This is a genomic window from Pseudomonas sp. EA_35y_Pfl2_R5, from assembly GCF_963970805.1.
Lineage (GTDB): Bacteria > Pseudomonadota > Gammaproteobacteria > Pseudomonadales > Pseudomonadaceae > Aquipseudomonas.
Window position 1 is genome coordinate 23356 of record NZ_CAXAOW010000019.1, and the last position, 25008, is coordinate 48363.

Sequence of the window (25008 nt, forward strand, 5' to 3'; positions counted from 1 at the left end):
CCGCCTTTTCGCCTGTTTTTGCCTTGCGCTGGCGGCCTCGCTAACGTTTTTCAACGGACTACAAACAGCAAACCGCCGGTGACCAGCAGCAACAGGTAAATGGCGATGCGGAAATGTTGTTCATTGAAGCGCTGGTGCAGGCGCTCACCGAGCCATACGCCGACCAACAGCAGCGGCGCGTAACACGCCACTTGCGGTAACGCTGGCAGCAGGCGACCGTCGAGCAGGAAGGCGATGGTCAGCAGGCTGTTGAGGGTGAACCAGACCGTGACCAGAGTGGCGCGCAGGCGCGCTTTATCCAGCGCCGTACCGGCCAGGGCGAACACCAGCAAGGGGCCGCCGGAGGCGAACAGGCCGTGGCTGATTCCGGCACACAGGCTGATCAACCGGCTGAGCCATAGCGGGCGCAAATGGGCAGCGCTGTTGTGACGCAGACGCCACAGTTCGCGGGCGGCGAACCACAGCACCAGTGCGCCAAACAGGCGCTTGGCCAGGGCCGCATCGAGATAGGGCAGCAAGGCGTAGCCAAGCAGGGTGCCAATCACCATGCCGGGCAAAATCATGCCCAGCAGCAGGCGGCGGTCGATTATCTGCCGATGACGCCAGGCCAGGTAGCCGGTCATGCAGATGTTCAGCGGCACCAGAATTGGCAGCAGCACCTCAATCGGCAGCAGCAGGGCGCCCAGTGATAAGGCGATGACGATGCTGCCGAAACCGGTGATGGCTTCCAGGGTGTACGCCAGCAGAATGAAACAGCCGAGGGCCAGCCAGATAATCTCCATCAATCCATCTCCGCGGCGAAACGCGCACTCATCTTGCGGTAGTAAGTGGACGGCGCGATGCGCCAGAGCAGGCTGGCCAACCAGCTGCCGCGGTCCGGGAATAAGCGTTCATAGCCACGCGCCTGGGCCTGAATAATCTGCGCGGCCATCCAGTCGGCGCCGCGAATATTGCCGATGGTGGAGCGCCCGTGTTGGGCCGGCTGGCCGTTGCCGCCGAGGGCGTTCTGGTCGATCGGTGTATCAAGAAAGCTCGGATAGACCAGCAATGTGCGAATGCCATCACGGGCGACTTCGGCGCGCAGTACTTCAAAAAATTGGCCAAGGGCGCTTTTTGCCGCGCAATAACCGGCGCGGCCGAGCACTGGCATCCAGCCGGCCATGGAGCCGATGGCGATAATCTGGCCGCCACTTTTACGCAGCAGCGGCAAGGCGCGGAGGGTCATCTCGACGGGGGCCTGGTAATCCACTGCCATAACTTTGCGAAACACTGCCGGGTCGGTTTGCGTGGTGGGCGAACGATGGGTGATGCCGGCGTTATTGATCAGTATGTCGAGGCCGCCGAAACGCTCAGTGCAGGCCTGTAGCAACTGCTGGTGCAGGGCAGGGTCGGTGATATCGCCGGCCATGCCCATTACGCGCTCCTCGCCCAGATCGGCAACCCGGGTGGCCAGCCCTGCGGCGTTGATATCGGTGAGTAGCAGGTTGCAGCCGCGCACGTGATAGGCGCGTGCAAGCTCCCAGCCGAGGCCGCTGGCGGCCCCGGTAATCAAGACGGTGTGCATTATTTTTCTCCGATTGGCGCCAGGGGCAGCGCTTCTTCTGCCAGCGGCCGACGTGACCAGTAGGTGGCCAGCGCCATACCTGATACCAAGTGCCATGTGCCCCAGAACGCTGCGATCAGCAGCATGCCGGTCACCTGCGGGAAGAAGGTAAAGATGATCACCAGGCCCAGGGCCGAGTTCTGGATGCCCACCTCTAGGGTGATAGCGCGGCGCTCGGCGTCTGGCAGGCCGCTCAATCGCGCACTGAGGTAACCGATGCTCAGCGCCAAGCCGTTATGGGCGACCACCAGCCAGAAGAACAGATGGAAGTGGGAGAGGAACTGGTCGAAATTCTTGCCGAAGGCGAGGCCTACGAAACCCAGCATCACCGCCAGGGCGAATACGCGTAGAGGCTTCTCCACCTTGCGCGACAGGCCTGGGAAGCGGCGGCCGATAAACATGCCTAACGCCAGCGGCACGCCGAGTACCAGAATCACCATGAGTAGCAGACTCAATGGGTCCATGGCGATTTCGGTCAACAGTGGGCGGGTGTAAGGGTTGAGCCAGGCGTATAGGCCGAAGTTGAGCGGGGTCAGCACGCTGGCCGCGAGGCTGGACACGGCGGTCATGCTTACCGAAACGGCCACACTACCGCGCGCCATCCAGGTCATGATGTTGGAGAAACTGCCACCGGGGCAGGCCGCGATCAGGGTCATGCCGAGGGCCAGTTGCGGGTCGATGCGTAAAGCCCAGCAGGCCAGGCAGGTCAGTGCTGGCAGCAATAAAAACTGGGCGAGCATGCCGATGACTGGAGCTTTGGGTGCGCGCAGGATGCGTTTGAAGTCTTCCCCGCGCAGGTCCAGGGAAACCCCGAACATCATGATCGCGACGATGATATTGATCAGCACCAGGCTGCTGGGATCGAACTGGATATGCACCGCTTCCATCAACGACTCCCAGCTGTGTGAGCTTGAGTGCTGCTGGCTGCCGACTGCTTGGGCAAGCCTGCACGCAGAGCCGCGCTGTGCTGCGCGATGCTCTGACGATAGCTGTCTTTGTGCACGTAGTAGGCCATGCGCTCCAGTTGCAAGTAGCGGTAGCCGCCGTCCAGGCGAATGCTCGCCCGTTCGCGTTTGACCTTCTGCAGGTCCTTGGCGGCAGCCGTGCCGGCCTGCAGGCTCTCGATAAACAGCGCCACCAGCTCGGCCTGTTCGTCGCGGCCCTGCCAGCCGAGGCCCGAGGCTTCGACCATGCCCATCATAAACAGGTCGTCGTACTCGGGATGGAACACGTTGAGGTACAGCTGCGGCGCGCCGACTTTATCTGGCCAGTTGAGGTGGGCACGGTCGATAAAGGGGTAGTCGAGCTTGTAGCCGGTGCCTTGCAGGATCAGGTCGTACTCGGCCTGTTCGCCATCGCTAAAGGTCACGAGTTTCTCTTCCACCTTGGCCACATCGCGGCGTGCCCGGATATCGCCATGGCCGAGGTAGTGCAGCACCAGGGAATTCATCACCGGGTGTGATTCGTAGAGTTTGTAATCCGGGTCGGGCAGGCCGTATTGCGATGGCTTGCCGACCAACGCACGTACCAGCAGGCCATCGAGGAATTGTTTGAGCGGGCGCGGCAGCTTGATCGCGCCGCCGAGGGTGTCGGTAGGCCTGCCGAGGGTGAATTTGGGCAGGAAGTAATAGCCGCGGCGTACCGACAGGTCCACCGAGGCTGCGCGGTGCACGGCATCCACGGCAATGTCGCAGGCCGAGTTGCCGCAGCCGAGCACCAGTACGCGCTTGCCTGCAAATACCGCCGCAGAGCGGTATGCGCTGGAGTGCATCAGCTCGCCGCTGAACGTGCCCGGCAGCGGCGGCTGGTTGGGGGTGTGCAGGGTGCCATTGGCCATCAGCACGCCGTCGACCAGCCATTCACGCTGCACGCCATCGCGTTCGCTGATCAGCTTCCAGCCCTTTTCCAGGCGCTGCACCTCAACCACGCGGGTGCTGAATTGATAGTGCGCATACAGCCCGAAGTGTTCGGCATAGTCACGAAAATAACGGCGCATTTCGCTGTGATGCGGATAAGGGGCCACCTCGGTACGCATCGGAAACTCGCTGAACTGGGTGGTGCCCTTGGAGGAAATCAGGTGCGCCGAGTCATACATGGTGCTGTGCGGATTATCGATGTCCCACAGGCCGCCGACATCCGCGTGCAGTTCGAAACCGACAAAGTCGATACCGTGCTTGTGCAGTTGACGTGCTGTACACAGCCCCATAGGGCCGGCACCGATAATGGCGTACATGGCAAACCTCGATAATCGTTTTTATTGTTGTAGCCGCACAGCGCCGAACTCGGCGCTCCCGACTGCGCAAATTATCGCGTGACCAGGGGTAGGTGCCTCAATGACAATTAGCGCCTTTCCCCTGGCCGAAATGGTCGGGGATGTCATGGTGGAGTGTGCTGGATGCCAGGTTTACCTCCGGTCGGTCAGATGCCGGATCCGCTATTGATCGCCGAAGTGCACGATGCCTTCGGAGTGATCCAGGTGGTCGAAATGGGCGCTTACCGTTTTCTTGAGTTTGGCGAGTCGATTGAGCAGAGCTGCGTCTATATGCCGGACCCCAGTTGGCTGGAGTACGACTACACCCGCGCCATGCTGCTCGGCGCGTTGTGCCATGAGCACCCGGAAAGCGCGCTGTTTCTCGGCCTTGGCGCCGGCAACCTGACCCAGGCCTGCCTGCGGTTTCTGCCGTTGGAAGATGTTGAGGTGATCGAGCTGCGCGCCGATGTGCCGCGCTTGGCCATGGAGCATATGGGCCTGGTCGATGACCCGCGCCTGACCATCCGCATCGGCGATGCCCTGGAATTGCTGGAAAGCGCGGAAAAGACTGACCTGCTGTTTGTCGACCTGTACACCGACCATGGCCCGGCGACTGGGCATCTGGCCTGGCGCTTTCTGGAAAACTGCCAGAAGCAGCTCAACCCCGGCGGCTGGCTGATCATCAATCAATGGGCCGGTAATGACGGCAAACCACTCGGAGCACCGCTGTTGCGCGGTCTCTATCATCGGCATTATTGGGAGTGCCCGGTGAAGGAGGGCAATGTGGTGCTGCTGGTACCGGCGGATCTGGAACAGGAAATCGACTTTGCCGAACTGCGCCGCCGCAATGAGCTGCTGGCACCGCAGTTCGGCTATTCCCTGGAGTCGCTGATTAAAGCGGTGCGTCCGGCGACTTGAGAGCCTGTTTACGGTCTGCTGCGCGTCGGCCCTGCGGCGTTAAAAACAGGCTCGGCAAGTCGCTTGCGGCTAACGCGCTTTAGCGCGGCCCGAAGGGCGAGCGAAGCGAGTAATGCTCATTTACAGCTCGTAAACTCCGCTTGATTCGCTGCGCTCACCCTACGGGCCAGCCGTTGGCTGTTACTTCGCTGCGCTACGTTTTTCGCCTGCTTTGACCAGCCGGAGGCTGTTACTAACGTAGCGCCTTGCATGGCCCTAGCTCGCTATACCGTAAACCAGGTTCTGAACAGCACGTCGGATAACCACATTCAGCGTCCTTTAAAGTCGCCCGGCCGGCGTTCCAGCATGGCTTTGACACCTTCCTGAGCGTCTGCACTGGCCATCAGTCTTGTCACGGTCGGATGCAGGCTGGCGGCGGCTGCAGCCGGGCCTTCGAGCACAGCCTGGCGCGCTGAGGCCAGGGTGGCCTGTACGCCCAGTGGCGCCTGCGCGGCAATGCGCTCGGCGAGCCACAGTGCCTTGGGCAGCAGCTCTTCGCTGGCGACAACCTCCTGGATAAAGCCCAAACGATAGGCTTCGTGAGCATCGAACTCATCGCCAGTCAGCAGCCAGCGCATGGCGTTGCCCCAGCCGGCGGTCTGATGCATGCGTAAGGTAGCGCCGCCGAAGGGGAAGATCCCGCGCTGCACTTCCATCTGGGCGAAGCGTGTATTACTGGCGCACAGGTTGATATCCGAGGCCAGCATCAGCTCGATGCCGATGGTGTAGCAGTAGCCTTGCGCGGCAACGATCACCGGTTTGCTCACGCGCGGCCCGCCGAATACGCCCCAGGGGTCGCAGCCGCCTTCAGGAATCTTCCAGCCGGCGGCAAACTGCGCTGCCACATTGGCCAGGTCCAGTCCGGCGGTGAAGTGCTCGCCATGAGCAAACACCAGCGCCACCCGCGCTTCGCTGTCGCGCTCGAACTCGCCGTAGGCCAGGCACATGTCGTCGAGCATGGGCATATCGAAGGCGTTGCGTTTGCTCGCTCGGTCCAGGCCGATCAACATGATCTGGCCGCGTTTTTCACGGCTGACGCGGCCGCTGGTGCTTTGGGTCATGGCGGGGAGTCCTTGTGCGCAGGTTAGTGAGCTGGGGTGTGAAGCTGTTACAGCATGGCAGTTGCAGGCTATCAGAGGATGACCATCCGGCGTGCTATATGCTCTATTTCAGGAAAAACCAGTACATTTGGCCAGGTTTTCCGGTATAGTGCGCGCCGGTCAATTCTTGGCCACGTTCAGGTAGTACAACTCGCCCGAAGGTTTACTTTGGCAGTTAGTCCGTCTTGCGGACTATCCTTGACGATTCATTTATCACACGTTTTCGCAAATCCCCGCCGACATGGCTGCCAGGGTGACTCTCGGGTCTTACACGGCATGCGCAGCTTTGGAACATGGGTCTTTGCGGATGCACTAGAGGCAGACCCATGACCCAGGAAATCGGCGGCTTCGCCGCTCTCGATCTACATCCCAATGTTCTTGCTGCTGTTATTGCCACTGGCTATGAAGAGCCTTCGGCTATTCAGATTCAAGCGATCCCAGTAATTCTCGCTGGCCACGACATGATCGGCCAGGCACAGACCGGTACCGGTAAAACCGCTGCCTTCGCCCTGCCAATCCTCAGCCGTATAGACCCGGCCAAGCGTCAGCCGCAAGCGCTGATTCTGGCGCCGACCCGTGAGCTGGCGCTGCAGGTTGCTACCGCGTTTGAAACTTACTCCAAGCAAATGCCAGGTGTGAGTGTTATCGCCGTTTACGGCGGCGCGCCGATGGGCCCACAGCTCAAGGCCATCCGCAACGGCGCACAGATTGTTGTGGCCACCCCAGGTCGTCTGGTTGACCACCTGCGTCGCGATGAGAAAGTCCTGTCGACTATTCAACACCTGGTCCTCGACGAAGCCGACGAAATGCTCAAACTGGGCTTTATGGATGACCTTGAAGTCATCTTCAAAGCCATGCCGGAAAGCCGTCAGAGCGTGTTGTTCTCTGCCACTCTGCCGCACTCGATCCGCGCAATCGCTGAAAAACACCTGCGTGATCCCAAGCACGTCAAAATTGAAACCAAGACCCAGACCGTAACTGCCATCGAGCAGGTGCATCTGATGGTTCACGCCGACCAGAAGCACGCCGCTGTACTGCGTCTGCTGGAAGTCGAAGAGTTCGACGCACTGATCGGTTTCGTACGTACCAAACAAGCCACCTTGGATCTGGCCGCTGCGCTGGAAGCCAAGGGTTACAAGGCTGCCGCACTGAACGGCGACATCGCGCAGAACCAGCGTGAGCGCGTGATCGACTCGCTGAAAGATGGCCGTCTGGACATCGTTATCGCCACCGACGTTGCCGCTCGCGGCCTCGACGTACCGCGTATCACCCACGTAATGAACGTGGACATGCCGTACGACCCGGAATCCTACGTCCACCGTATCGGCCGTACTGGCCGTGCCGGCCGTGCCGGTCGTGCCCTGCTGTTGGTGACGCCGCGTGAGCGTCGCATGCTGCAAGTGATTGAGCGTGTAACCGGGCAGAAAGTCGGTGAGGTCAAGCTGCCAGACGCCCAGCAAGTGCTGGACGCCCGCATCAAGAAGCTCACCAACAGTTTGGCGCCGCTGGTTGCCGATGCCGAAGCCAGCCACGGTGAGCTGTTGGATCGTCTGACTGCCGACATCGGTTGCAGCCCGCGCGCCCTGGCCGCAGCGCTGCTGCGCAAGGCCACCAATGGCCAAGCGCTGACTCTGGCTGAAGTTCAGCGTGATCAGCCGCTGGTGCCAAACAGCAGTGGCCCGCGTGAGCGTAGCGATCGTGGTGATCGTCCTGAGCGTCCTGATCGCGAAGGCAGCCGTGAGCGTCGTGCGCCAGTGCCATTGGCCGAAGGCCGTGCCCGTTGCCGTACCGCCCTGGGTGCTCGTGATGGTATCGCCGCGAAGAACCTGCTCGGCGCGATCCTCAACGAAGGCGGCCTGGTCCGTGAAGCCATCGGCCGTATCCAGGTGCGCGAGAGCTTCAGCTTGGTCGAGCTGCCGGAAGAAGGTCTCGAGCGCTTGCTGACCAAGCTAAAAGACACCCGCGTCGGTGGCAAGCCGCTGAAGCTGCGTCGTTATCGCGAAGATTGATGCTTCGCTGAATAAAAAAGCCCCGCCTAGTGCGGGGCTTTTTTATGTGTTGAAGTTTTTCGGTGCCGCGCTGAGCTCACCTGTTGGATTGTACGTGGGCCATGTAAGCGGACTTGTCCGCGATAAAGGCTGAAAGAGCGACTCAGCTGAAACTGTAGATATCCATCCCCAGCGCACCTTCGGTAAAGCCGCTGTGTTCCACCTTGAACTGTCCACCTGCGCCGCGGGCGAAGAATAGCGGCAGCAGGTGTTCGTCTGTGGGGTGGCTGCGTACGGCATGGGGCGCTTGGTGGCGATAGTCGTGCAGAGCCGCCTGGTCGTATGCGCTCAGCCGGTCCACCATCCAGTCGCGAAAGGCCTGGGCCCAGGGCGCGATGCAGTCTGGGCCCGCCCGCCAGTCCAGCTCGCTGAGGTTATGGGTGATGCTACCTGAGCCAATCAGCAGCACGCCTTGTGTGCGCAAGCTGGCCAGGGCCTTGCCAACCTGATGTTGCAAGGCTGGGCCCTGCTGGCTGGGCAGTGAGACCTGCACCACGGGAATATTTGCTTGTGGGTACATCAGCGACAGCGGTACCCAGGCACCGTGATCCAGCGGTCGCTCCGCATCGAGCTGGGCTGGCAGGTTGGCTGCGGCCAGCAGTTGGATTATCTCCGCCGCCAGCGTTGGGTTACCGGGCGCCGGGTATTGGACTTGATAGAGCTCGGCAGGAAAGCCGCCAAAGTCATGCCATGTGCGCGGCTGCGCCGCGCCGCCGACCCGCAGTTCGCGGCTTTCCCAATGCGCCGAAACCACCACAATCGCACGCGGCTCAGGCAGTTGGCTGGCCAGGCGGGCGAGGGCAGGACCACTGGCGCCGGGTTGTAGGGCCAGCATGGGGGAGCCGTGGGAGATAAACAGGCTAGGCAGTGGCATGGCAGACTCCTGATGGGTTGCTTGCATCTTCTATCAGCCAATCTGTGTATAAAAGTGCAAAAACTGAGGTGTTTTGATCGCTTTAATAGATGTTTTTGTGCAGGTGGAATCCCTTGGCCTTATTGGCTGTGTTGCGGCACGATCCTCAGCTGAATCTTTACAGGAGCATTTATGCACGCAGAATTCTGGCAGGCGCGTTGGGCGCGCAGTGAAATCGGCTTTCATCTGCCTGAGGTCAATCCATATCTACAGCAGTACTGGCCTGCGCTGGGTTTGCCGATTGGCGCGCGGGTGCTGGTACCTCTGTGTGGCAAGAGCCTGGACCTGGCCTGGTTGGCGGCGCAGGGCTACCAAGTGACCGGTGTTGAGCTGGCGCAGTGTGCGGTGGAGGATTTCTTCGCTGAGCACGGATTGCAGCCGGTGGTCAGTGAGGTCGGTGCTTTCAGGCTATATCAGGCTGGTGTTGTGCAAATCTACTGCGGTGATGTCTTTGCCCTGACGGCGCAACAGCTTGCCGGCTGCACTGCGCTGTACGACCGCGCTGCACTGATTGCATTGCCGCCAGAGATGCGCGCTCGTTATGTGGCTCATTTGACGCGGATTCTGCCTAGCGGCAGCCAGGGGTTGTTGGTGAGCCTGGACTATGATCAGGCGCAAATGGACGGCCCGCCCTTCGCCGTTGCAGGCGAAGAGGTGCAGCGCTTGTTTACGCCCGCTTGGCATTTAGAGGTGCTGGCGTGCGGTGATGTATTGGGCGACAACTGGAAGTTTCTCAAGCGCGGCCTTGAGCGCCTGGATGAGCGGGTCTATCAGCTGCGTAAAGGCTGAAACACTGTCACAAAAAAGGGCGACTCAGAGTCGCCCTTTTAGCTTTGGCTATTTAGCCGCGCTGACGTAGGGCTTCGATACGCACTTCCAGTGGTGGGTGAGTCATCAGCAGGCCAGCCAGGCCACCTTTCAGGCCGCCGTTAATGCCGAAGGCGGTCAGGCTGTTGGGCATGGTAACGGGCACTTCCTGTTCGGCACGCAGGCGCTGTAGGGCGGCGATCATCGCACCAGTGCCGGCCAGGCGGGCGCCGGCTTCGTCGGCCTTAAATTCGCGCTTACGCGAGAACCACATAACGATGATGCTGGCCAGTATCCCTAGAACAAGCTCGGCGAAGATGGTCGCGACGAAGTAGCCGATGCCCGGGCCGCCTTCGTTTTTCAGGATGGCCTTGTCAACGAAGTTGCCGAAGATCCGCGCGAAGAACATCACGAAGGTGTTCACCACGCCCTGGATCAGCGCCAGGGTGACCATGTCGCCGTTGGCCACGTGGCCGATTTCATGGGCCAGCACGGCGCGTACTTCATTGGGCGAGAAACGCTCCAGCAGGCCCTGGCTGACCGCAACCAATGCATCATTCTTGTTCCAGCCGGTGGCGAAGGCGTTGGACTCATACGCCGGGAAGATACCCACTTCCGGCATCTTGATACCGGCTTCGCGGGACAGTTCTTCGACGGTCTGCAGCAGCCACTGTTCGTGACGGGTGCGTGGCTGGGTGATGATCTCGGTCTTGGTGCTCATCTTCGCCATCCACTTGGACAGGAACAGCGAAACCAGCGCACCGGCGAAACCGAAAACGGCACAGAAGATCAGCAGGCTGCCATGATTCTGGCCGGTAAAGCGGTCAACCCCGAGCAACTTCAGGGTGATGCTGGCGATGATCAACACCGCAATGTTGGTGGCCAGGAACAGCATAATGCGCATCATGGTGTATTGAGACTCCTCACGGGAAACATCTATCAGGCCGCTGAAAACCCTGTGTTGGCTGCTTCGCCTGGTTTTCAACGGCCACTATTGGTTATGACGGCTATATAAGGGCGCACCCCCAGGCACTTCAACCTGGCGACTATTTCAAACTATGTCGTTTGCGCTGTTCAGGCTGGACTCGAACAGCAGGCGGGTCAGGCGCGCTACGCGTTCGCCATGTCGCTGGCCCAGTGCTTCACGCAGCTGAAAGGCCAGGGTGGCGTGCACGCGTCGCACGCTGGGCGGCAAGGCATCGCCCTCGCGCAGGGCGTGGGGGACGCCGCGAGTCAGGCGCAGAAAGCCTTTTTCGCTGAGTACAGCTTGATCCAGGGCGTCGTAACCGATGGTCGAGTCGAAGCGGATATAGCCTTCCTCGGCCAACCACAGCAGGGCGCCCAGGCAGCTTTGATGGCGCGGAGTGGGCAGGCCGAACTCGTCCGGTTCTTCGCGGCCGATCAGGTCTTCGACATACAGCGCGACTTTGCTGGGGAACGCCTGGTACAGGGTCAGCATGCCGGCGGCGGCATCCTTGTAGAAGTCGTCAATCTGCAAGTCCATCAGAATTTGCCAATCATTGAAGTTGGAAGATAAGGCAGCACACGGCCCAGCAGCGCCCAGGGCCAGCCAGGGACGTATGCACTGACGGCGCGTTTGTCGATGTGTTTGGCGATCAGTGCTGCGCCGCGTTCCACGTTAATCAGGAATGGTCGGCTGGCCATGCTGCTGTTCAGGGGTGTATCGATAAAGCCCGGCAGCAGCAAGGTGGTATCGATGTTCTTGCCTAGCAGTTCAGCGCGGGTGGCTTCCATGTAACTGATCAAGCCAGCCTTGCTTGCCGAGTACGCGGCGGTGTGGGGCAGGCCGCGTTTGCCGGCGACTGAAGCCACTGCGACCAGATGGCCGTGACCTTGCTGGCGAAACAGCGCACAGGCGGCATCCAGGCAGGCAATCGCGCCGATCAGATTGGTTTCCACAGTCAGTCGAGCGCGCTTGAAGTGGCCACCGCCGGCTTTGCCGGTCAAGGCGATACCTGCGTTGGCGATAATCCCGTCCAGCCCGCCCAGGGCATTGGCAGCCAGGCTCACGGCGTCCTGGCACGCGTCGTAGTCGGTCACATCCAGCGGCAGCACCACTACCTTGCGCTGAAAGCGCGCCTGCAGCTCGGCAGCCAGCAGGTGCAGGCTGTCCTCACGGCGCGCGGCCAGCGCCAGGTCATAACCCTTGGCCGCCAACTCGCGAGCCAGGGCGGCACCGATGCCAGAACTGGCACCGGTCAGCAGATAGCGTTTGCCCTGGCTCATGGGTTGCTCCGATTACTGTTGGTAAGTCTTGAGGAAGCTGCCGATGCGGCCGATGGCCATTTCCAGCTCATCCACGCGCGGCAAGGTGACCACGCGGAAGTGATCCGGCCACGGCCAGTTGAAGGCGGTGCCCTGAACGATCAGCAGTTTTTCCGAGAGCAGCAGATCGAGGACGAACTTCTCATCGTTATGGATCGGGCAGACCTTCGGGTCGATCTTCGGGAAGGCATACAGTGCGCCCATTGGTTTGACGCAGCTGACCCCGGGGATGTCGTTGAGCAGCTCCCAGGTGCGGTTACGTTGCTCCAGCAGGCGACCTTGTGGCAACACCAGGTCGTTGATGCTCTGGTAGCCGCCCAGTGCTGTCTGGATCGCATGCTGGCTCGGTACGTTGGCACACAGGCGCATATTGGCGAGGATGTCGATGCCTTCGATATAGCTCTGCGCACGGTGCTTGGGCCCGGAAATCGCCACCCAGCCGGAACGGAAGCCGGCCACGCGGTAGGACTTGGACAGGCCGTTGAAGGTCAGGCAGAGCACGTCTGGCGCCAGGGATGCGGTGCAGATATGCTGAGCTTCGTCGTAGAGAATCTTGTCGTAGATCTCGTCGGAGAACAGCACCAGATTGTGCTGGCGCGCCAGTTCAACGATGTCCATCAGCACTTCTTTGGAATACACCGCGCCGGTGGGGTTGTTCGGATTAATCAGCACCAAGGCCTTGGTGTTAGGGGTGATCTTGGCCTTCATGTCGGCGATATCGGGGAACCAGCCGGCCTGCTCGTCGCACAGGTAATGCACTGGCTTGCCGCCAGACAGGGCTACTGCAGCAGTCCACAGTGGGTAGTCCGGCGCAGGGATCAATACTTCGTCGCCGTTGTTGAGCAGCGCCTGCATGGCCATGACGATCAGCTCAGAGACGCCGTTGCCGAGGTAGATATCCTCGATACCAACGCCTTCTACCTGCTTCTGCTGGTAGTACTGCATCACCGCCTTGCGCGCGCTAAACAGGCCCTTGGAGTCGCTGTAGCCCTGCGCTGTCGGCAGATTGCGAATTACGTCCTGCAAGATTTCCTCAGGTGCTTCGAAACCGAACGGCGCCGGGTTGCCGATATTCAGCTTGAGGATGCGATGGCCTTCCTCTTCCAGGCGCTTGGCGTGCTTGAGTACCGGCCCGCGGATGTCGTAGCAGACGTTGGCAAGCTTGTTCGATTTGCTGAACTGCATGTAAGTGATCCCGAATGGTGGAACGCCGCTGAATTACCCTGCAAAAAGAACTGATCTTGCGCGCCTTGGCAGGTTGTAACGCCGGTGACAGACTGGGGTCGAATGATACGTGGCAGCCCGACCTTGGCAAAGGTACTGGCCGGGCTTTTTTGTGCTCAGCACATCCATGTGCTTCACCCCTTCGGGGCTTGCGCACAAAAACGCTCCCTGCGTTTTTGTGGCGTGCCATCCATCGCTGCGCGACGTTAAAAATCGCTCCCGGCGATTTTTCATGTAGAGGAGACCTGCCTGTGAACAAGCTGGAAAAGCCCCTGGAAGCCTGGCGCGAAGAGCTTTCTGAGGAACAGTTTCATGTATGTCGCCTGGGCGGCACCGAGCGCGCCTTTACTGGCCAGTACCACGACAGCAAGGTGCCGGGTATTTACCACTGCGCATGCTGCCAGGCCGAGCTGTTCGACTCGGATGCCAAGTACGACTCCGGCAGCGGTTGGCCGAGTTACTTCCAGCCGGTCAGCGGCGAAGCCATCACCAGCCTGGATGATTTCAATCACGGCATGCACCGTATCGAAGTCAAATGCGCCAAGTGCGATGCTCACCTGGGGCATGTGTTCCCTGATGGGCCGGCGCCGACGGGGCTGCGTTATTGCATCAACTCAGCATCGCTCAAGCTCATACCTAAGGCCTAAGGCCATTGCATAGGCCTGCATCAGCGGGCCTTATCTTGCTGCAATTAGATTGCATGCAATTTAATTGCTCGCTATTTTACGGGCACTCCCACTTATCAGGATGACCAGCATGAGCAACGCACTCTTCGATATTCCGGTTACCACCATCAAGGGCGAGCAGAAAACTCTGGCCGATTTCGGCGGTAAAGCCGTGCTGGTGGTCAACACCGCGAGCAAGTGCGGCTTCACCCCACAGTACAAGGGCCTGGAAAATGTCTGGCAGCAGTACAAGGACCAAGGTCTGGTGGTGTTGGGCTTCCCTTGCAACCAGTTCGGCAAGCAGGAGCCAGGTGATGAGGGCGCGATCAGCGAGTTCTGCGAGCTGAACTTCGGTGTGAGCTTCCCGCTGTTCAAGAAGGTGGATGTCAATGGCAGCGATGCCCATCCGTTGTTCGTCAACCTGAAGAAGAGTGCGCCAGGCTTGCTTGGCAGCCAGGGCATCAAGTGGAATTTCACCAAGTTTCTGCTGAGTGCCGATGGCCAGGTGATCAAGCGTTTCGCCCCGACCACCAAGCCTGAAGACCTGACTGCCGAGATCGAAGCGCTGCTGAAATGATCCCGGCCAGTCTGCACGTGGATGACGGGCTGCAGCTGGACAACCAACTGTGCTTCAAGCTCTACGCCGCTTCACGGGCGGTGATCCGCGCCTACAAGCCGATGCTCGATCAACTCGGCCTGACCTACCCGCAGTACTTGGCCATGCTGGTGCTGTGGGAGTGGCAGCAACAACCGCCGGCCTTGCCGACGGTCAAGGCGCTGGGTGAGCGCTTGTTGCTCGACTCCGGCACGCTGACCCCACTGCTCAAGCGCCTGGAGCTGCAAGGTTTGTTGCAGCGCAAGCGTTCGGCCAGTGATGAGCGTGAGGTGCATTTGGCGTTGACCGATGCTGGCTGCGCCTTGCGTGAGCAGGTGTTGCCGTTGAAAAACCAGCTGCTCTGCGAGCGAGGGATTGATCTCGATCAGGTTGCCGCGTTGCGCAGCCAGGTGGGTGTGCTGCTCGATCAGTTTATGGTGCTTAACCACTGATCGAGCAGGGCCGCCAGCTCATCCTTGCGAAAGGGCTTGGCCAGGTAGTCATCCATACCCGCGGCGCGGCAGCGCTCGCGTTCATCGGATAACGCGTTGGCTGTCAGGGCAATGATCGGTAGCTCGGCGAATTCGGTTTTCTGGCGAATTCGCCGGGTGGTTTCATAGCCATCCATGACCGGCATATTGCAGTCCATCAGGATCAGGTCGACTGCCTGGGTCTCCAGCAGGTTCAGGGCCTCGCCGCCATGATTGGCCAGCAGTACCTCACAGCCGAGTTTGCCCAGCATGCCCTTGGCTACCAGTTGATTGACCGGGTTGTCTTCCACCAGCAGTACGCGGGCCTGACGATTGCGTTGTGGCTCGTTGTGTTGTTCGGCAGCATGCGTGTCGACCTGGCCGAGGGCGCGGCGCAAGGCCTGCAGCAACGCCTGGCGTGACAGCGGCCGGGCCAGTTGTTCGATAGGCGAGAGTTTTTCCACCTGTTCGCTGCTGAGAAAGTTGCCATAGGCGCTGACCAACAAAATTGGCAGGTTGGATAGCGCGCGCAGCTCATTTAAACGCTGCGGGCAATCGCTAATCAGTAGGTCAGCCTCAAGCGGGCCTAGCGCGGCATCGGCATCCAGGTGCTGATACTGCAGGCCCCAGCTCGGCAGCAGATTTGCCAGTTGTTCGCTGAGCCCGGAGCTGGCCGGGCTCAGCCCGATAATACGTCCGTGCAGCACGGGCAGTTGCTGGGCGCTGGTCTGGCCGGGAAGTGGCAGGTCGACGCAGAAGGTGCTGCCAAAGCCTTCTCTGGTTTCCAGGCTCAATTGGCCGTGCATGGCCTCGCAGAGGCGCCGCGTGAGGGCCAGGCCCAGGCCGGTGCCGCCAAATTGCCGAGTAATACCAACACCAGCCTGGGCAAACGGATGGAAGATCCGCGCCTGGGCATCTTCGGCAATACCGATGCCGGTGTCGCGGACAATAATCCTGACTCCGCTGGCCTGGGCACTGACGCTGATGTCGACGCGGCCAAAACGGGTAAATTTCAAGGCATTGGACAGCAGGTTGCTGACGATCTGCCTGACCCGCGTTGGGTCGCCGAGCAACTGGTTGGGCAGTTGTGGATCGATCAGGCAGGTCAGTTCAACGCCGGGAGCAGCATTCTGCGAGAGCAGGTTGGCGGTGTCTTCGACCATGCTGCCGATGTCGAAGGGAATCTGTTCCAGCTCCAGTTGCCCTGCCTCGAATTTCGACAGATCGAGAATGTCGTTAAGCAGCTCGACCAGCACTTTTCCGGAGTCGTGGGCAATCGACAGCTGCTGGCGTTGTTCGTTATTCAGCGGCCCGTCTAGTGACAGCGCAAGCATGCCCAGTAGACCATTGAGTGGGGTACGAATCTCGTGGCTCATATTAGCTAGGAAGGCCGAGCGCGCCTGGGCCATGTCCAGGGCCGTGCGTTTGGCCTGCTCCAACTCGCGGTTGGAATCGAGCAGGCGGCTATTGGCGGCTTCCAGCTGCTCGGTGCGCGCCGAGACCATGTCCTCCAACTCGGCCAGGTAACGGGTCAGCCGGGCTTCGGCTTGCTGGCGTTGCTCGATTTCGCTGGCGATGCTGCTCAACTGGCGATTGGTCACATCTACCAGTACACCGATCTCGTCACGCTCATGGTTGGGTGGGTAGGGCAGCTTGGTGTTGCTGGGGCTGCTCAGGTTGCGTTCGCTGAGGGCGCGGATAAACCCAGTCAGCGGCTTGGTCAGCATGAAATAGAACATCACCAGCAAAATCAGCGATAACAGCAGGCTGCGGGCGAAACCGGTGAGCAGAGTCAGTAGTGAGCGGCGCAGGAAATGGCTACCAAAGGCATAGGTGTCAACTTCCAGGCTCAGTTTTCCGAGGGCTTCGCTGGGTGAGTGACTGACGAACAGCGCGGTTTCGAAGTATCGGCGTTGGCCGAACATAAAGTCGCTGAGGACCCGGTAGCGGCTTTCCATGGCGGGGCGGCTGACGCTGGCCAAGGTCAGCTGATTGTTGTCGGTGATCTGTGCGCTGATCACTGCCGGTGAACGCAGCAGGCCCAGCACCAGTTCTTGGGCCAGTTCGGCGTCGATGTTATAGGCGATGCGTGCAGCTGGGTTGTGGCTGATCTCCATCAGCGCGTTAATCTCACGGTCGATGGAAGCATCTTCGCTGGCATAATCGATGCCCACTTGCATCAAGCTGAGCGCCGTGCCGAGGATAAAGGCTACCAATACGGTCAGGCCGGCCTGTTTGAATGACAGGCGTTGGGTTAGCGCTATATCCATATGGCCGGTTGTTCCCATGTTGAGTCGCCTGCCAAGCATAGCCCATCTGTTTTGCCGGACGGCAGTGGCAAATGGTTCGAAAACCCGGGAGTGTGTTGTGGATTCGCGTTTAAGTGATTTTTTGTTGCGTGCCGATGCTGTGTTGGCGCGCCTGGAGCCGTTGCTGCCGGTGCAGCGCCCGCTTATCGACTGGCAGCAGAGCCTGGCGGCACGCTGGCAGCGTGATGGTCGCAGCGGTTTTTTGGCGCCGCTGCAGGTCAGTCTGGATGTGAGTCTGCAGGACCTGATCGGGGTGGATCGGCAGCGTGCGCAGTTGGCACGTAATACCCAGCAGTTTATTCGTGGGCTGCCGGCCAACCATGCATTGCTCTGGGGCGCACGCGGTACGGGTAAATCATCGCTGGTGCGGGCGCTGCTGGCCGAGCATGCGGCGGCTGGGCTGCGTCTTATCGAGATTGAGCGTGATCATCTGGCCGACCTGCCGCGCATCGTCGAGCAATTGAGCGATATGCCGCAGCGTTTCGTGCTGTTCTGCGATGACCTGTCATTCGAGGCCGGCGAGGGCGATTACCGCACGCTGAAAACCGTGCTCGATGGCTCCTTGGAGCGCGCGCCGGACAATGTGTTGCTGTATGCCACCTCCAACCGCCGCCATCTGCTGCCGGAAAAGCAGAGCGACAATGAAAATTGGCAACGAGTCGATGGTGAGCTGCACCCCAACGAGGCGGTGGAAGACAAGATCGCGCTGTCTGACCGTTTCGGCCTGTGGCTGTCATTCTATCCCTTCACCCAGGAGCACTTTCTCAACGTGGTCCGCCATTGGGTTCAGGTACACACCGCGCAAGCTGGCTTGGCCTGGCAATGGCACGACGAGCTGGAAAAGGCTGCGATACGCTGGGCCTTGGGGCGCGGTAACCGCAACGGACGTTGCGCCTATCAATTTGCCCGCGACTGGGTGGGCCTGCAATTACTGAGTAAAACTGATGATTGATCTACAACAAAGCGGGCAGGGGCTCGATGGCTACCCATTGTTGATCGCGCAGCTGCAGGCTCTGTTGGCTGGTGAGCGAGACTTTATTGCCAATGCGGCGCAGTTTTCGGCATTTTTGTTCCAGGAACTGAGCGACCTGAACTGGGCAGGTTTCTACCTGGCCCGTGGCGAGGAACTGGTACTCGGGCCGTTCCAGGGCAAGGTGGCGTGCGTGCGAATTCCCTTCGGTCGCGGTGTGTGCGGCGCCGCAGCGGCCACTGGACAGACTCAGCGCGTTGCAGATGTACATGCATTTGCCGGGCATATCGCCTGCGACAGTGCTTCCAATAGCGAACTGGTGGTGCCGCTGTTCAAGGGCGGCCGCTTGCTTGGCGTGCTGGATCTCGACAGCCCGTCATTTGCACGTTTTAGTGCAGTGGATCAGTCAGGTGTCGAGCGATTGGTCGAGGTGTTTGTCGAGCTCACTGACTGTTGAGGTCGCAGATACGCAAGAGCCCGGGTCAGCCGGGCTCTTTGTTTTCTGGTGCTGCCAACTCAGACCTTGGCAGTCATCTTGGCCAGCACTTTTAGCTCACCTGGTAACACGCTCTGCACCGAGTCACGTGCGGTGATTCGCGCATAGTGTGCACTGAGGTTGGGCCAGCGCTGCGCATCCAGCTGTTCTCCGCCATGCTGCATATTGATCAGCTGACAGGCCAGGGCCAGGTCGGCCAGGGTCAGGCTGTCGCCGACCAGGTATTCGGCTGAGCCCAGGGTCTGTTCCAGGTAGTCGAAATGCGCAGGCAGCTTTTCGTGCAGGGCTTTCTGTACGGCAGCCTCATCGCAGCTCTGGCCCATGCTGGGCTTCAGCGCGCGGTTGCGGAACACGCTGAAAGTGCACAGCGGTGCCAGTTCATAGTCGGCGTATTTTTCCAGCCAGCGCACTTGGGCTCGTTGTTCGGCGTTCTGCCCGAGTAGGCTGGGGCGTTCTGGATACTTATCGTCAAGGTACTGGCAAATCACGCTGGAGTCGGCGAGGGTGAAATCACCATCTTTGAAGGCCGGAATGCGCCCCAGCGGGTTCAGCTCGCGGTACCAGGCCGGTTGACCAAACGGTAGGACGATTTCCAGCTGATACTCCAGGCTCTTTTCAGCCATAAACAGGCGAACTTTACGGACGAAGGGTGACAGCGGGGCGCCGTAAACGGTCAGGCTCATGCGTGGTTCTCATCGGCGGGCTACAGCGCGCAAGTCGCGCGCTGGCAGGGTTAGTCGTAGATGTTCTTCTTTTTCCACTCGTCATCGCCGCCGAGAGACTCCAGGCCGGCATCGAGTTCGCTGGGCTGATCGCTGGCGGGTTTGCTGCTTTCCAAAACCATGGCATTGGCGCGTGCCAGCTGCTCTTCGAACTTCTTTAAGGTGTTCTGATAAGGCGCAGGGTCAGGTTGTTTGCGCAGGTATTGCACGCCACGCTCGAAGGCCAGGCGTGCCTGGCCTGGCTGCTTTTGCTGCAGCGCCTGTTGACCAAGGTTGCCGAAGAATTCGATGTGCACTTGGGTCAACATATGACGCACTTCTTTGAGCCAGTGTTTGGCTTCGCTGGTCGGGATAATCCCGTCTTTGGCACAGCGGGTCAGTTGGCCGTGAAGATCTTCAAGCTGGAAGCGTACTTCCTTGGCCTTAGCTTCATTGAGTATGGATTGTGGCGGGTTGTTGACTGTAATTGATTCGCCCTGGGCGATCAGCTTGCGCAGCTCTTCAGTGCGCGCCTTGAGGGCATTGTTGCTCTTGTCCAAAGGCAGCATGCGTTCGCTGAAATGCAATTGCAGGCGACTGAGCATCAGTTTCAATGCTGGGCTCATCAGTTGGCCGGGGAGGGCTTCGGCAAGATCCGTGCAGCGGCGTAGGCGATCATTGAGGTCGGCCTTGATGCGTGCCTTCTCCAGCTTGTTGTTCTCGACCATATGATTGATGTAGGCAATGGCGATCAAGACGACGATGCCAGAAACAATCAATATGGTAATCACGAGTGGGGACATGGGTGGAGCCTCTCGATCACCGGTTTTTCTCCCGAGTGTAGTGCCTTAGCTGAGAGGCTGATAGAGCTGCCTTACATTCGTGGCTGAAGTCTTTGATTTATAAAATTTTTTACGCAAAGGTTGACGGGCCTTGTAAGGCTCCATAGAATGCGCGCCACTTCGTAGCGCAATGCCTCACGGCAAAACGTGTAGAAGCCGGATAGAAGTTGTAGTTTCCGGGCTGCGTCCCCTTCGTCTAGTGGCCTAGGACACCGCCCTTTCACGGCGGTAACAGGGGTTCGAGTCCCCTAGGGGACGCCACTTCTTTATGAAGTGTGCTGCAAAACCAAGTTGTATGCGGGAATAGCTCAGTTGGTAGAGCACGACCTTGCCAAGGTCGGGGTCGCGAGTTCGAGTCTCGTTTCCCGCTCCAAATTTAGGTGATCTGCTCAGGCAGGTAGCCGACAAGTTCCAAGGTCCCCTTCGTCTAGTGGCCTAGGACACCGCCCTTTCACGGCGGTAACAGGGGTTCGAGTCCCCTAGGGGACGCCATTTTTAGTACCAAGCTGTATTGCGGGAATAGCTCAGTTGGTAGAGCACGACCTTGCCAAGGTCGGGGTCGCGAGTTCGAGTCTCGTTTCCCGCTCCAATAAAAAAACGCCGCTCAATTGAGCGGCGTTTTTGTTTCTGTTGTTATTCGTGCATAAAAATCCAGGCATTTGCCTGGATTTTTATTTTCTAGCGCGACACTGCGCTAGCGCAGCATCTGCTCGATGATGCGCTGCTCTTCGATCAGCTCGCGTTGCCTGGCGTCGATCCGTGAGGCCAGCTGGAAGTTGTTGCTGGCGCGGCGCTTGGCAAAATCAAGCTGCTCCAGTGCTTGGTTATAGTCGCCAACCAGAGCGAAGAATTCGCCACGGGCTTGATGCAAGCCGATGGTGTTGCCGCTCAGGCCGCGGACTTCGGCCACCTGGTACCAGACATCCGGGTCTTTGCTGCGGCTTTTCAGCATGTCATCAAGCGCGCGTTCGGCTTCCTGAATGCGTCCTTGCTTCATCAGCAGGTCGATATGTGCCTGATTGACCGGATAGTTATTCGGATAGAGAGTCAGCAGCCGTAACGTGCGGCTTTGCGCATCGCTCAGGCGATTGGCGGCCATATCCAGTTCAATCTGGGCCAGGTTGTAGGTCGCATCGTTCGGTGAATTTGCCAGCAAAGGCTGCAGGGTTTCGCGCGCTTGTTTGTACTGGCCACTTTTGATCTGAGCAATTGCCAGGCCGTAGCGGGCGGCCTCCATCTGCGGGTTTTCGTCGAGCATATTGCGAAAACGCTTAGCGGCGATCCCCGGGGTTTCTTCATAGGTCAGCTGCACGCGGGCGCGCATCAGTTGGTAGCGCACGCTGTCGGTGATGCCCGTAGCGTTGTATTGCTCGGCACGGTTGCGGGTGTCGGCGATGCGCGATTCCGATACCGGGTGAGTGAGGAGGAATTCCGGCGGCTTTCGGTCGTAGCGGTACTGGCGCATCAGGCGCTCGAACATGCTGGGCATGGCGCGTGGGTCGAAGCCAGCTTTCTCCAGGTTGACCAGGCCAATGCGGTCGGCTTCCTGCTCGTTCTGCCGAGAGAAGCGCCGTTGTTCCTGCATGGCTGCTGCCTGGGTCGAAGCGATGGCCGCGATACCCAAGTCACCAGCGCCGGCCGCGGCAGCAATGATACCTGCGAGCATGCCGGCCATTACCGGGATCTGCATACGCTGCTGCGCTTCCAGGCCGCGGGCGAAGTGGCGTTGCGACAAGTGCGCCAGTTCGTGGGCCATAACCGAAGCGTATTCGGCTTCTGTCTGGGCATACAAGAACAGGCCGCCGTTGACCCCGACAATCCCGCCAGGGGCGGCGAAGGCGTTGATCTGCGGGCTGTTAAGCAGAACGAATTCCAGGCGGCGATCCTGCAGCTGGCTGGTTTCGCTCAGGCGGTAGACGCTGGTCTCGACGAAGTCCTTGAGCTGCGGGTCGTCGAGTTGACTGACCTGGCCGCGTACCAGGCTCAGCCAAGCGCGGCCCAGTTGATGTTCTTGCTGCGGGGAAACGATGGCTGAACTGGCGTCGCCAAGGGAAGGCAGGTCACTGGCCATGGCGGGGGCTGCCAGCAGGCAGGCCAGCGTCAACAGGGTAGGGCGCAGAAGGCTCATGCACAAAGCTCGTGTCGAACAAAGGCGCTACTGTAGCTGGCTGGCTGCTGTGCTGGCCAGGGTTGTGCGGCCTTGGGTATCCTTGCGGCCTTCTTGGAGTAGCTCAATGACTGATATGCAATGGCGTGCTGAGGATTTCGACGCGCAACTGGACGCCTGCGGGCTCAACTGCCCGCTACCGTTGCTTAAGGCCAAGCTGGAACTCAATCGTCTGGCCAGTGGTGCAGTGCTCAAAGTAGAGGCTACCGATGCTGGCTCGCAGCGGGATTTCCGTGCCTTCGCCAACTTGGCCGGGCATAGTCTGTTGCGTGAAGAGGTCGATAATGGCGTTTACCGTTATTGGTTGCGCAAGGCCTAAGGCCGGCTTTGCTACGCACTGATGGTGAGGCAGCGTAAATTCTGTGCTGCCCGAGTTAAGAGGTCACGATGTTCAAGGTTTTTCAGAATTGGCTGCATCGCTATTTTTCCGATGAGCAGGCGGTGGTGCTCGCGGTGTTGTTGGTGCTGGGCTTTGCCGCGATTCTGAACCTGGGCGGCATGCTGGCTCCGGTTTTGACGGGGTTGGTGCTGGCGTTTCTGATGCAGGGGCTGGTGAATGCCTTTGAGCGTTTGCATTTGCCGCAGATGCTGGCGGTGTGGCTGGTGTTCGCTCTGTTTATGAGCATGCTGGGCTTGATTCTGTTGGTGTTGATGCCACTGCTCTGGCAGCAGCTGAGTACTTTGTTTAATGAATTGCCACGTATGTTGGGGGAGTGGCAGTCGCTTTTTCTGCTGTTGCCGCAGCGTTACCCGACGTTGATCACCGATGCTCAGGTGCTGCAGCTGATTGAAGGGGTGCGTGGCGAGGCTGGCAAGTTTGGCCAATGGGCGCTGTCGTTCTCGCTGTCTAGCCTGCCGATGTTGGTCAGCATCATGATCTATCTGGTACTGGTGCCGATTCTGGTGTTCTTTTTCCTCAAGGACCGGGAGCTGATCAGTGCATGGTTTCGCGGCTATCTGCCACGCGAGCGAGCGCTGATCACCCAGGTGGCCGAGGAAATGAACAAGCAGATTGCTAACTACATTCGCGGCAAGGTGATCGAAATCATCATCTGCGGTGTGGTCACCTATATTGCGTTTGCCTACCTGGGGCTCAACTACGCAGCGCTGCTGGCCTTGCTGGTGGGCTTGTCGGTGGTGGTGCCCTATATCGGCGCGGTGGTGGTGACAGTTCCGGTGGCGCTGATCGGATTGTTCCAGTGGGGCTTTGGAGATCAGTTTATCTACCTGATGGTGGTCTACGGGATCATTCAGGCACTGGACGGCAACGTGCTGGTGCCGCTGCTGTTCTCCGAGGCGGTCAACCTGCATCCGGTGGCGATTATCTGCGCGGTGCTGCTGTTTGGCGGTATGTGGGGCTTCTGGGGGGTGTTCTTCGCCATCCCGCTGGCCACGCTATTCAAAGCGGTGATCGACGCCTGGCCACGAAGTGAGCAGGTTGCGGCTGATTAATCTGCAGACAATAAAAAGCCGGTCAATTGACCGGCTTTTTATTGCGCGCAGTTCAGGCTTTATTCAGTGCCTGGGCCGCGGCGAGCACCGCGTCAACATGCCCTGGCACTTTCACGCCGCGCCACTCCTGGCGCAGTACGCCGGCTTTGTCTATCAGGAAGGTGCTGCGATCGACGCCTAGGTATTCCTTGCCGTAGAGCTTCTTCAGCTTGATCACATCGAACAGCTGGCAGATAGCTTCATCCTTGTCGGAGATCAGCTCGAAGGGGAATTCCTGCTTGCACTTAAAGTTCTCGTGGGATTTCAGGCTGTCGCGCGAAACGCCGAAGATCAGCGTGTTGGCCGCTTGAAACGCCGGGTATTGATCACGAAAACCCTGGCCCTCGGTGGTACAGCCGGGGGTGCTGTCCTTGGGGTAGAAGTAGATCACCACTTGCTGGCCCTTGAGTGCGGACAGCTGAACGGTCTGGCCGCTGGTGGCCTGGGCCTGGAAGTCTGCAACTGGGGTGTCGAGTGCTACGGCCATAACGTGCTGCTCCTTACGGGTTCTGTGGACGCCAAGGCTCAATCAGCGCGTCCAGGTTCAGCGCGTCGGCAAAATCGAGGAACTGGTCGCGCAACCAGCTGATCTGTGTGCCTGCTGGCAGAGTTACGGTCAGCGTGGCGTTGAGCATGGTGCCGCCGGTTTGTGGCGCCTGGTAGGTGTCGCAGGTAAGGTTTTCCAACTCGACATGATGGTCGATAAAGAACTGGCACAGCTCATTGAGGATGTCCGGGCGGTAGGCCGAGCTGACATACGCCACATAAGGCAGCGCCTGTGGACGACTTTCCGAGGCGGCGCTGCGAATCACGTTGACCGAGAAACTGTGCTTCTTGGCCAGTGCAGGCAGGCTCGACTCTAGGCGTGCCAGGGCATCCCAGCTACCGGATATCTGCAATACCAGTGCGCTGTACTCGCCATGGCGGCTTAGGCGGGTGCTCACTACGGCGCAACGGTTCTCGTGGCTGGTGCGGCAGAGCACGTTGGTCAGCTCCATGGCGTTGGGGCCAAGGGCGCTGATAAGCAGAAATTGTTCGCGAACTAGGGGGGTGGACATGCAGCCTTCCTAAACGATAAGCGGTCGGCCTGCATACGCAGCACCGATCAAAGCA

At 59.6% G+C, this 25008-nt stretch carries 26 protein-coding genes and 4 tRNA genes; 14 read left to right on the forward strand and 16 right to left on the reverse strand.

The genetic code is table 11. The features are described 5' to 3' along the window. Window positions 1–50: 50 nt before the first annotated feature. The 4 genes from AACX99_RS20375 to AACX99_RS20390 are packed head-to-tail and all read right to left on the reverse strand — an operon-like array spanning window position 51 to window position 3836. On the reverse strand, window positions 51–782 hold the full coding sequence (locus tag AACX99_RS20375; protein WP_339414252.1) for a sulfite exporter TauE/SafE family protein: 732 nt from the start codon (window positions 780–782) through the stop codon (window positions 51–53). Continuing rightward, window positions 782–1564, reverse strand: a complete 783-nt coding sequence (locus tag AACX99_RS20380) for an SDR family NAD(P)-dependent oxidoreductase (RefSeq protein ID WP_339414253.1) — start codon at window positions 1562–1564, stop codon at window positions 782–784. The genes AACX99_RS20375 and AACX99_RS20380 overlap by 1 nt, the downstream gene beginning before the upstream one ends. Next, entirely contained in the window at window positions 1564–2490 is a 927-nt protein-coding gene (locus tag AACX99_RS20385; protein WP_339414254.1) for a bile acid:sodium symporter family protein, read from the reverse strand. Before AACX99_RS20385 ends, AACX99_RS20380 begins: the two co-directional genes overlap by 1 nt. Further along, window positions 2490–3836 carry a flavin-containing monooxygenase gene (locus tag AACX99_RS20390; RefSeq protein ID WP_339414255.1) on the reverse strand — a complete coding sequence of 449 codons (1347 nt, stop codon included), beginning with the start codon at window positions 3834–3836 and terminating at the stop codon, window positions 2490–2492. The genes AACX99_RS20385 and AACX99_RS20390 overlap by 1 nt, the downstream gene beginning before the upstream one ends. A gap of 162 nt (window positions 3837–3998) precedes the next feature. Here AACX99_RS20390 and AACX99_RS20395 point away from each other — a divergent pair, with 162 nt between their 5' ends. Beyond that, window positions 3999–4772: a spermidine synthase gene (locus AACX99_RS20395; RefSeq protein WP_339414256.1), complete on the forward strand. Its 774-nt coding sequence runs from the start codon at window positions 3999–4001 to the stop codon at window positions 4770–4772. Between the two features lie 308 nt (window positions 4773–5080). Here the strand turns inward: AACX99_RS20395 and AACX99_RS20400 are convergent, their stop codons facing one another. Further along, a complete protein-coding gene (locus tag AACX99_RS20400; protein ID WP_339414257.1) occupies window positions 5081–5872 on the reverse strand; it encodes a crotonase/enoyl-CoA hydratase family protein in 792 nt (263 codons plus the stop codon). Window positions 5873–6204: 332 nt separating this feature from the next. Between AACX99_RS20400 and AACX99_RS20405 the strand changes: the two genes are divergently transcribed. Continuing rightward, window positions 6205–7920 carry a DEAD/DEAH box helicase gene (locus tag AACX99_RS20405; RefSeq protein WP_339414258.1) on the forward strand — a complete coding sequence of 572 codons (1716 nt, stop codon included), beginning with the start codon at window positions 6205–6207 and terminating at the stop codon, window positions 7918–7920. A 142-nt stretch (window positions 7921–8062) separates the two neighbouring features. Here AACX99_RS20405 and AACX99_RS20410 read toward each other — a convergent pair whose 3' ends face one another. Next, a complete protein-coding gene (locus AACX99_RS20410; protein ID WP_339414259.1) occupies window positions 8063–8833 on the reverse strand; it encodes a DODA-type extradiol aromatic ring-opening family dioxygenase in 771 nt (256 codons plus the stop codon). Window positions 8834–9004: 171 nt separating this feature from the next. On the opposite strand from AACX99_RS20410, the gene AACX99_RS20415 reads away from it, so the two are divergent. Beyond that, window positions 9005–9661 carry a thiopurine S-methyltransferase gene (locus AACX99_RS20415; RefSeq protein WP_339414260.1) on the forward strand — a complete coding sequence of 219 codons (657 nt, stop codon included), beginning with the start codon at window positions 9005–9007 and terminating at the stop codon, window positions 9659–9661. 52 nt (window positions 9662–9713) lie between these two features. Here AACX99_RS20415 and htpX read toward each other — a convergent pair whose 3' ends face one another. The 4 genes from htpX to AACX99_RS20435 all read right to left on the reverse strand — a co-directional run bounded on the left by htpX (window position 9714) and on the right by AACX99_RS20435 (window position 13150). Beyond that, window positions 9714–10586, reverse strand: coding sequence for a protease HtpX (htpX, locus tag AACX99_RS20420; RefSeq protein WP_339414261.1), 873 nt, complete (start codon window positions 10584–10586; stop codon window positions 9714–9716). A 144-nt stretch (window positions 10587–10730) separates the two neighbouring features. Beyond that, complete coding sequence (locus tag AACX99_RS20425; protein ID WP_269382392.1) at window positions 10731–11183, reverse strand: hypothetical protein; 453 nt, start codon at window positions 11181–11183, stop codon at window positions 10731–10733. Beyond that, on the reverse strand, window positions 11183–11926 hold the full coding sequence (locus AACX99_RS20430; protein ID WP_339414262.1) for an SDR family NAD(P)-dependent oxidoreductase: 744 nt from the start codon (window positions 11924–11926) through the stop codon (window positions 11183–11185). The genes AACX99_RS20425 and AACX99_RS20430 overlap by 1 nt, the downstream gene beginning before the upstream one ends. 12 nt (window positions 11927–11938) lie before the next feature. Further along, window positions 11939–13150, reverse strand: a complete 1212-nt coding sequence (locus AACX99_RS20435) for a pyridoxal phosphate-dependent aminotransferase (protein ID WP_339414263.1) — start codon at window positions 13148–13150, stop codon at window positions 11939–11941. Window positions 13151–13440: 290 nt separating this feature from the next. Here AACX99_RS20435 and msrB point away from each other — a divergent pair, with 290 nt between their 5' ends. The 3 genes from msrB to AACX99_RS20450 all read left to right on the forward strand — a co-directional run bounded on the left by msrB (window position 13441) and on the right by AACX99_RS20450 (window position 14901). Continuing rightward, window positions 13441–13836 (forward strand): peptide-methionine (R)-S-oxide reductase MsrB, encoded by a 396-nt coding sequence (gene msrB / locus AACX99_RS20440; protein WP_339414264.1) that lies wholly within the window; start codon window positions 13441–13443, stop codon window positions 13834–13836. Window positions 13837–13945: 109 nt separating this feature from the next. Beyond that, window positions 13946–14431, forward strand: a complete 486-nt coding sequence (locus tag AACX99_RS20445; RefSeq protein WP_339414265.1) for a glutathione peroxidase — start codon at window positions 13946–13948, stop codon at window positions 14429–14431. Continuing rightward, complete coding sequence (locus AACX99_RS20450; RefSeq protein WP_339414267.1) at window positions 14428–14901, forward strand: MarR family winged helix-turn-helix transcriptional regulator; 474 nt, start codon at window positions 14428–14430, stop codon at window positions 14899–14901. Before AACX99_RS20445 ends, AACX99_RS20450 begins: the two co-directional genes overlap by 4 nt. Here the strand turns inward: AACX99_RS20450 and AACX99_RS20455 are convergent. Then, on the reverse strand, window positions 14877–17189 hold the full coding sequence (locus tag AACX99_RS20455) for a response regulator (protein WP_339414291.1): 2313 nt from the start codon (window positions 17187–17189) through the stop codon (window positions 14877–14879). The genes AACX99_RS20450 and AACX99_RS20455 overlap by 25 nt on opposite strands. A 97-nt stretch (window positions 17190–17286) precedes the next feature. Here AACX99_RS20455 and AACX99_RS20460 point away from each other — a divergent pair, with 97 nt between their 5' ends. Together AACX99_RS20460 and AACX99_RS20465 are read left to right on the forward strand one after the other, a co-directional pair. Beyond that, window positions 17287–18180, forward strand: coding sequence for an ATP-binding protein (locus AACX99_RS20460; protein WP_339414268.1), 894 nt, complete (start codon window positions 17287–17289; stop codon window positions 18178–18180). Beyond that, complete coding sequence (locus tag AACX99_RS20465) at window positions 18173–18655, forward strand: GAF domain-containing protein (protein WP_339414270.1); 483 nt, start codon at window positions 18173–18175, stop codon at window positions 18653–18655. The genes AACX99_RS20460 and AACX99_RS20465 overlap by 8 nt, the downstream gene beginning before the upstream one ends. Window positions 18656–18714: 59 nt before the next feature. Here the strand turns inward: AACX99_RS20465 and AACX99_RS20470 are convergent, their stop codons facing one another. Together AACX99_RS20470 and AACX99_RS20475 are read right to left on the reverse strand one after the other, a co-directional pair. Continuing rightward, window positions 18715–19377 carry a glutathione S-transferase family protein gene (locus AACX99_RS20470; RefSeq protein WP_339414271.1) on the reverse strand — a complete coding sequence of 221 codons (663 nt, stop codon included), beginning with the start codon at window positions 19375–19377 and terminating at the stop codon, window positions 18715–18717. 50 nt (window positions 19378–19427) lie between these two features. After that, window positions 19428–20198: a hypothetical protein gene (locus AACX99_RS20475; RefSeq protein ID WP_339414272.1), complete on the reverse strand. Its 771-nt coding sequence runs from the start codon at window positions 20196–20198 to the stop codon at window positions 19428–19430. Window positions 20199–20422: 224 nt separating this feature from the next. On the opposite strand from AACX99_RS20475, the gene AACX99_RS20480 reads away from it, so the two are divergent. From AACX99_RS20480 to AACX99_RS20495, 4 genes are all read left to right on the forward strand, one after another. Next, window positions 20423–20498 (forward strand) — tRNA-Glu (locus tag AACX99_RS20480). Window positions 20499–20534: 36 nt separating this feature from the next. Beyond that, a tRNA-Gly gene (locus AACX99_RS20485) sits at window positions 20535–20610 on the forward strand. 43 nt (window positions 20611–20653) lie between these two features. After that, a tRNA-Glu gene (locus tag AACX99_RS20490) sits at window positions 20654–20729 on the forward strand. A 21-nt stretch (window positions 20730–20750) separates the two neighbouring features. Then, a tRNA-Gly gene (locus tag AACX99_RS20495) sits at window positions 20751–20826 on the forward strand. A 105-nt stretch (window positions 20827–20931) separates the two neighbouring features. Here the strand turns inward: AACX99_RS20495 and AACX99_RS20500 are convergent. After that, complete coding sequence (locus AACX99_RS20500) at window positions 20932–22365, reverse strand: M48 family metalloprotease (protein ID WP_339414273.1); 1434 nt, start codon at window positions 22363–22365, stop codon at window positions 20932–20934. A gap of 106 nt (window positions 22366–22471) precedes the next feature. On the opposite strand from AACX99_RS20500, the gene AACX99_RS20505 reads away from it, so the two are divergent. Next, window positions 22472–22723, forward strand: a complete 252-nt coding sequence (locus AACX99_RS20505) for a sulfurtransferase TusA family protein (RefSeq protein ID WP_339414274.1) — start codon at window positions 22472–22474, stop codon at window positions 22721–22723. Window positions 22724–22791: 68 nt separating this feature from the next. Then, window positions 22792–23856, forward strand: coding sequence for an AI-2E family transporter (locus tag AACX99_RS20510; RefSeq protein ID WP_339414275.1), 1065 nt, complete (start codon window positions 22792–22794; stop codon window positions 23854–23856). 52 nt (window positions 23857–23908) lie between these two features. Here AACX99_RS20510 and AACX99_RS20515 read toward each other — a convergent pair whose 3' ends face one another. After that, window positions 23909–24382 carry a peroxiredoxin gene (locus tag AACX99_RS20515; RefSeq protein ID WP_339414276.1) on the reverse strand — a complete coding sequence of 158 codons (474 nt, stop codon included), beginning with the start codon at window positions 24380–24382 and terminating at the stop codon, window positions 23909–23911. Window positions 24383–24395: 13 nt separating this feature from the next. Then, window positions 24396–24953, reverse strand: coding sequence for a glycine cleavage system protein R (locus tag AACX99_RS20520; RefSeq protein ID WP_339414277.1), 558 nt, complete (start codon window positions 24951–24953; stop codon window positions 24396–24398). Window positions 24954–25008: the final 55 nt, after the last annotated feature.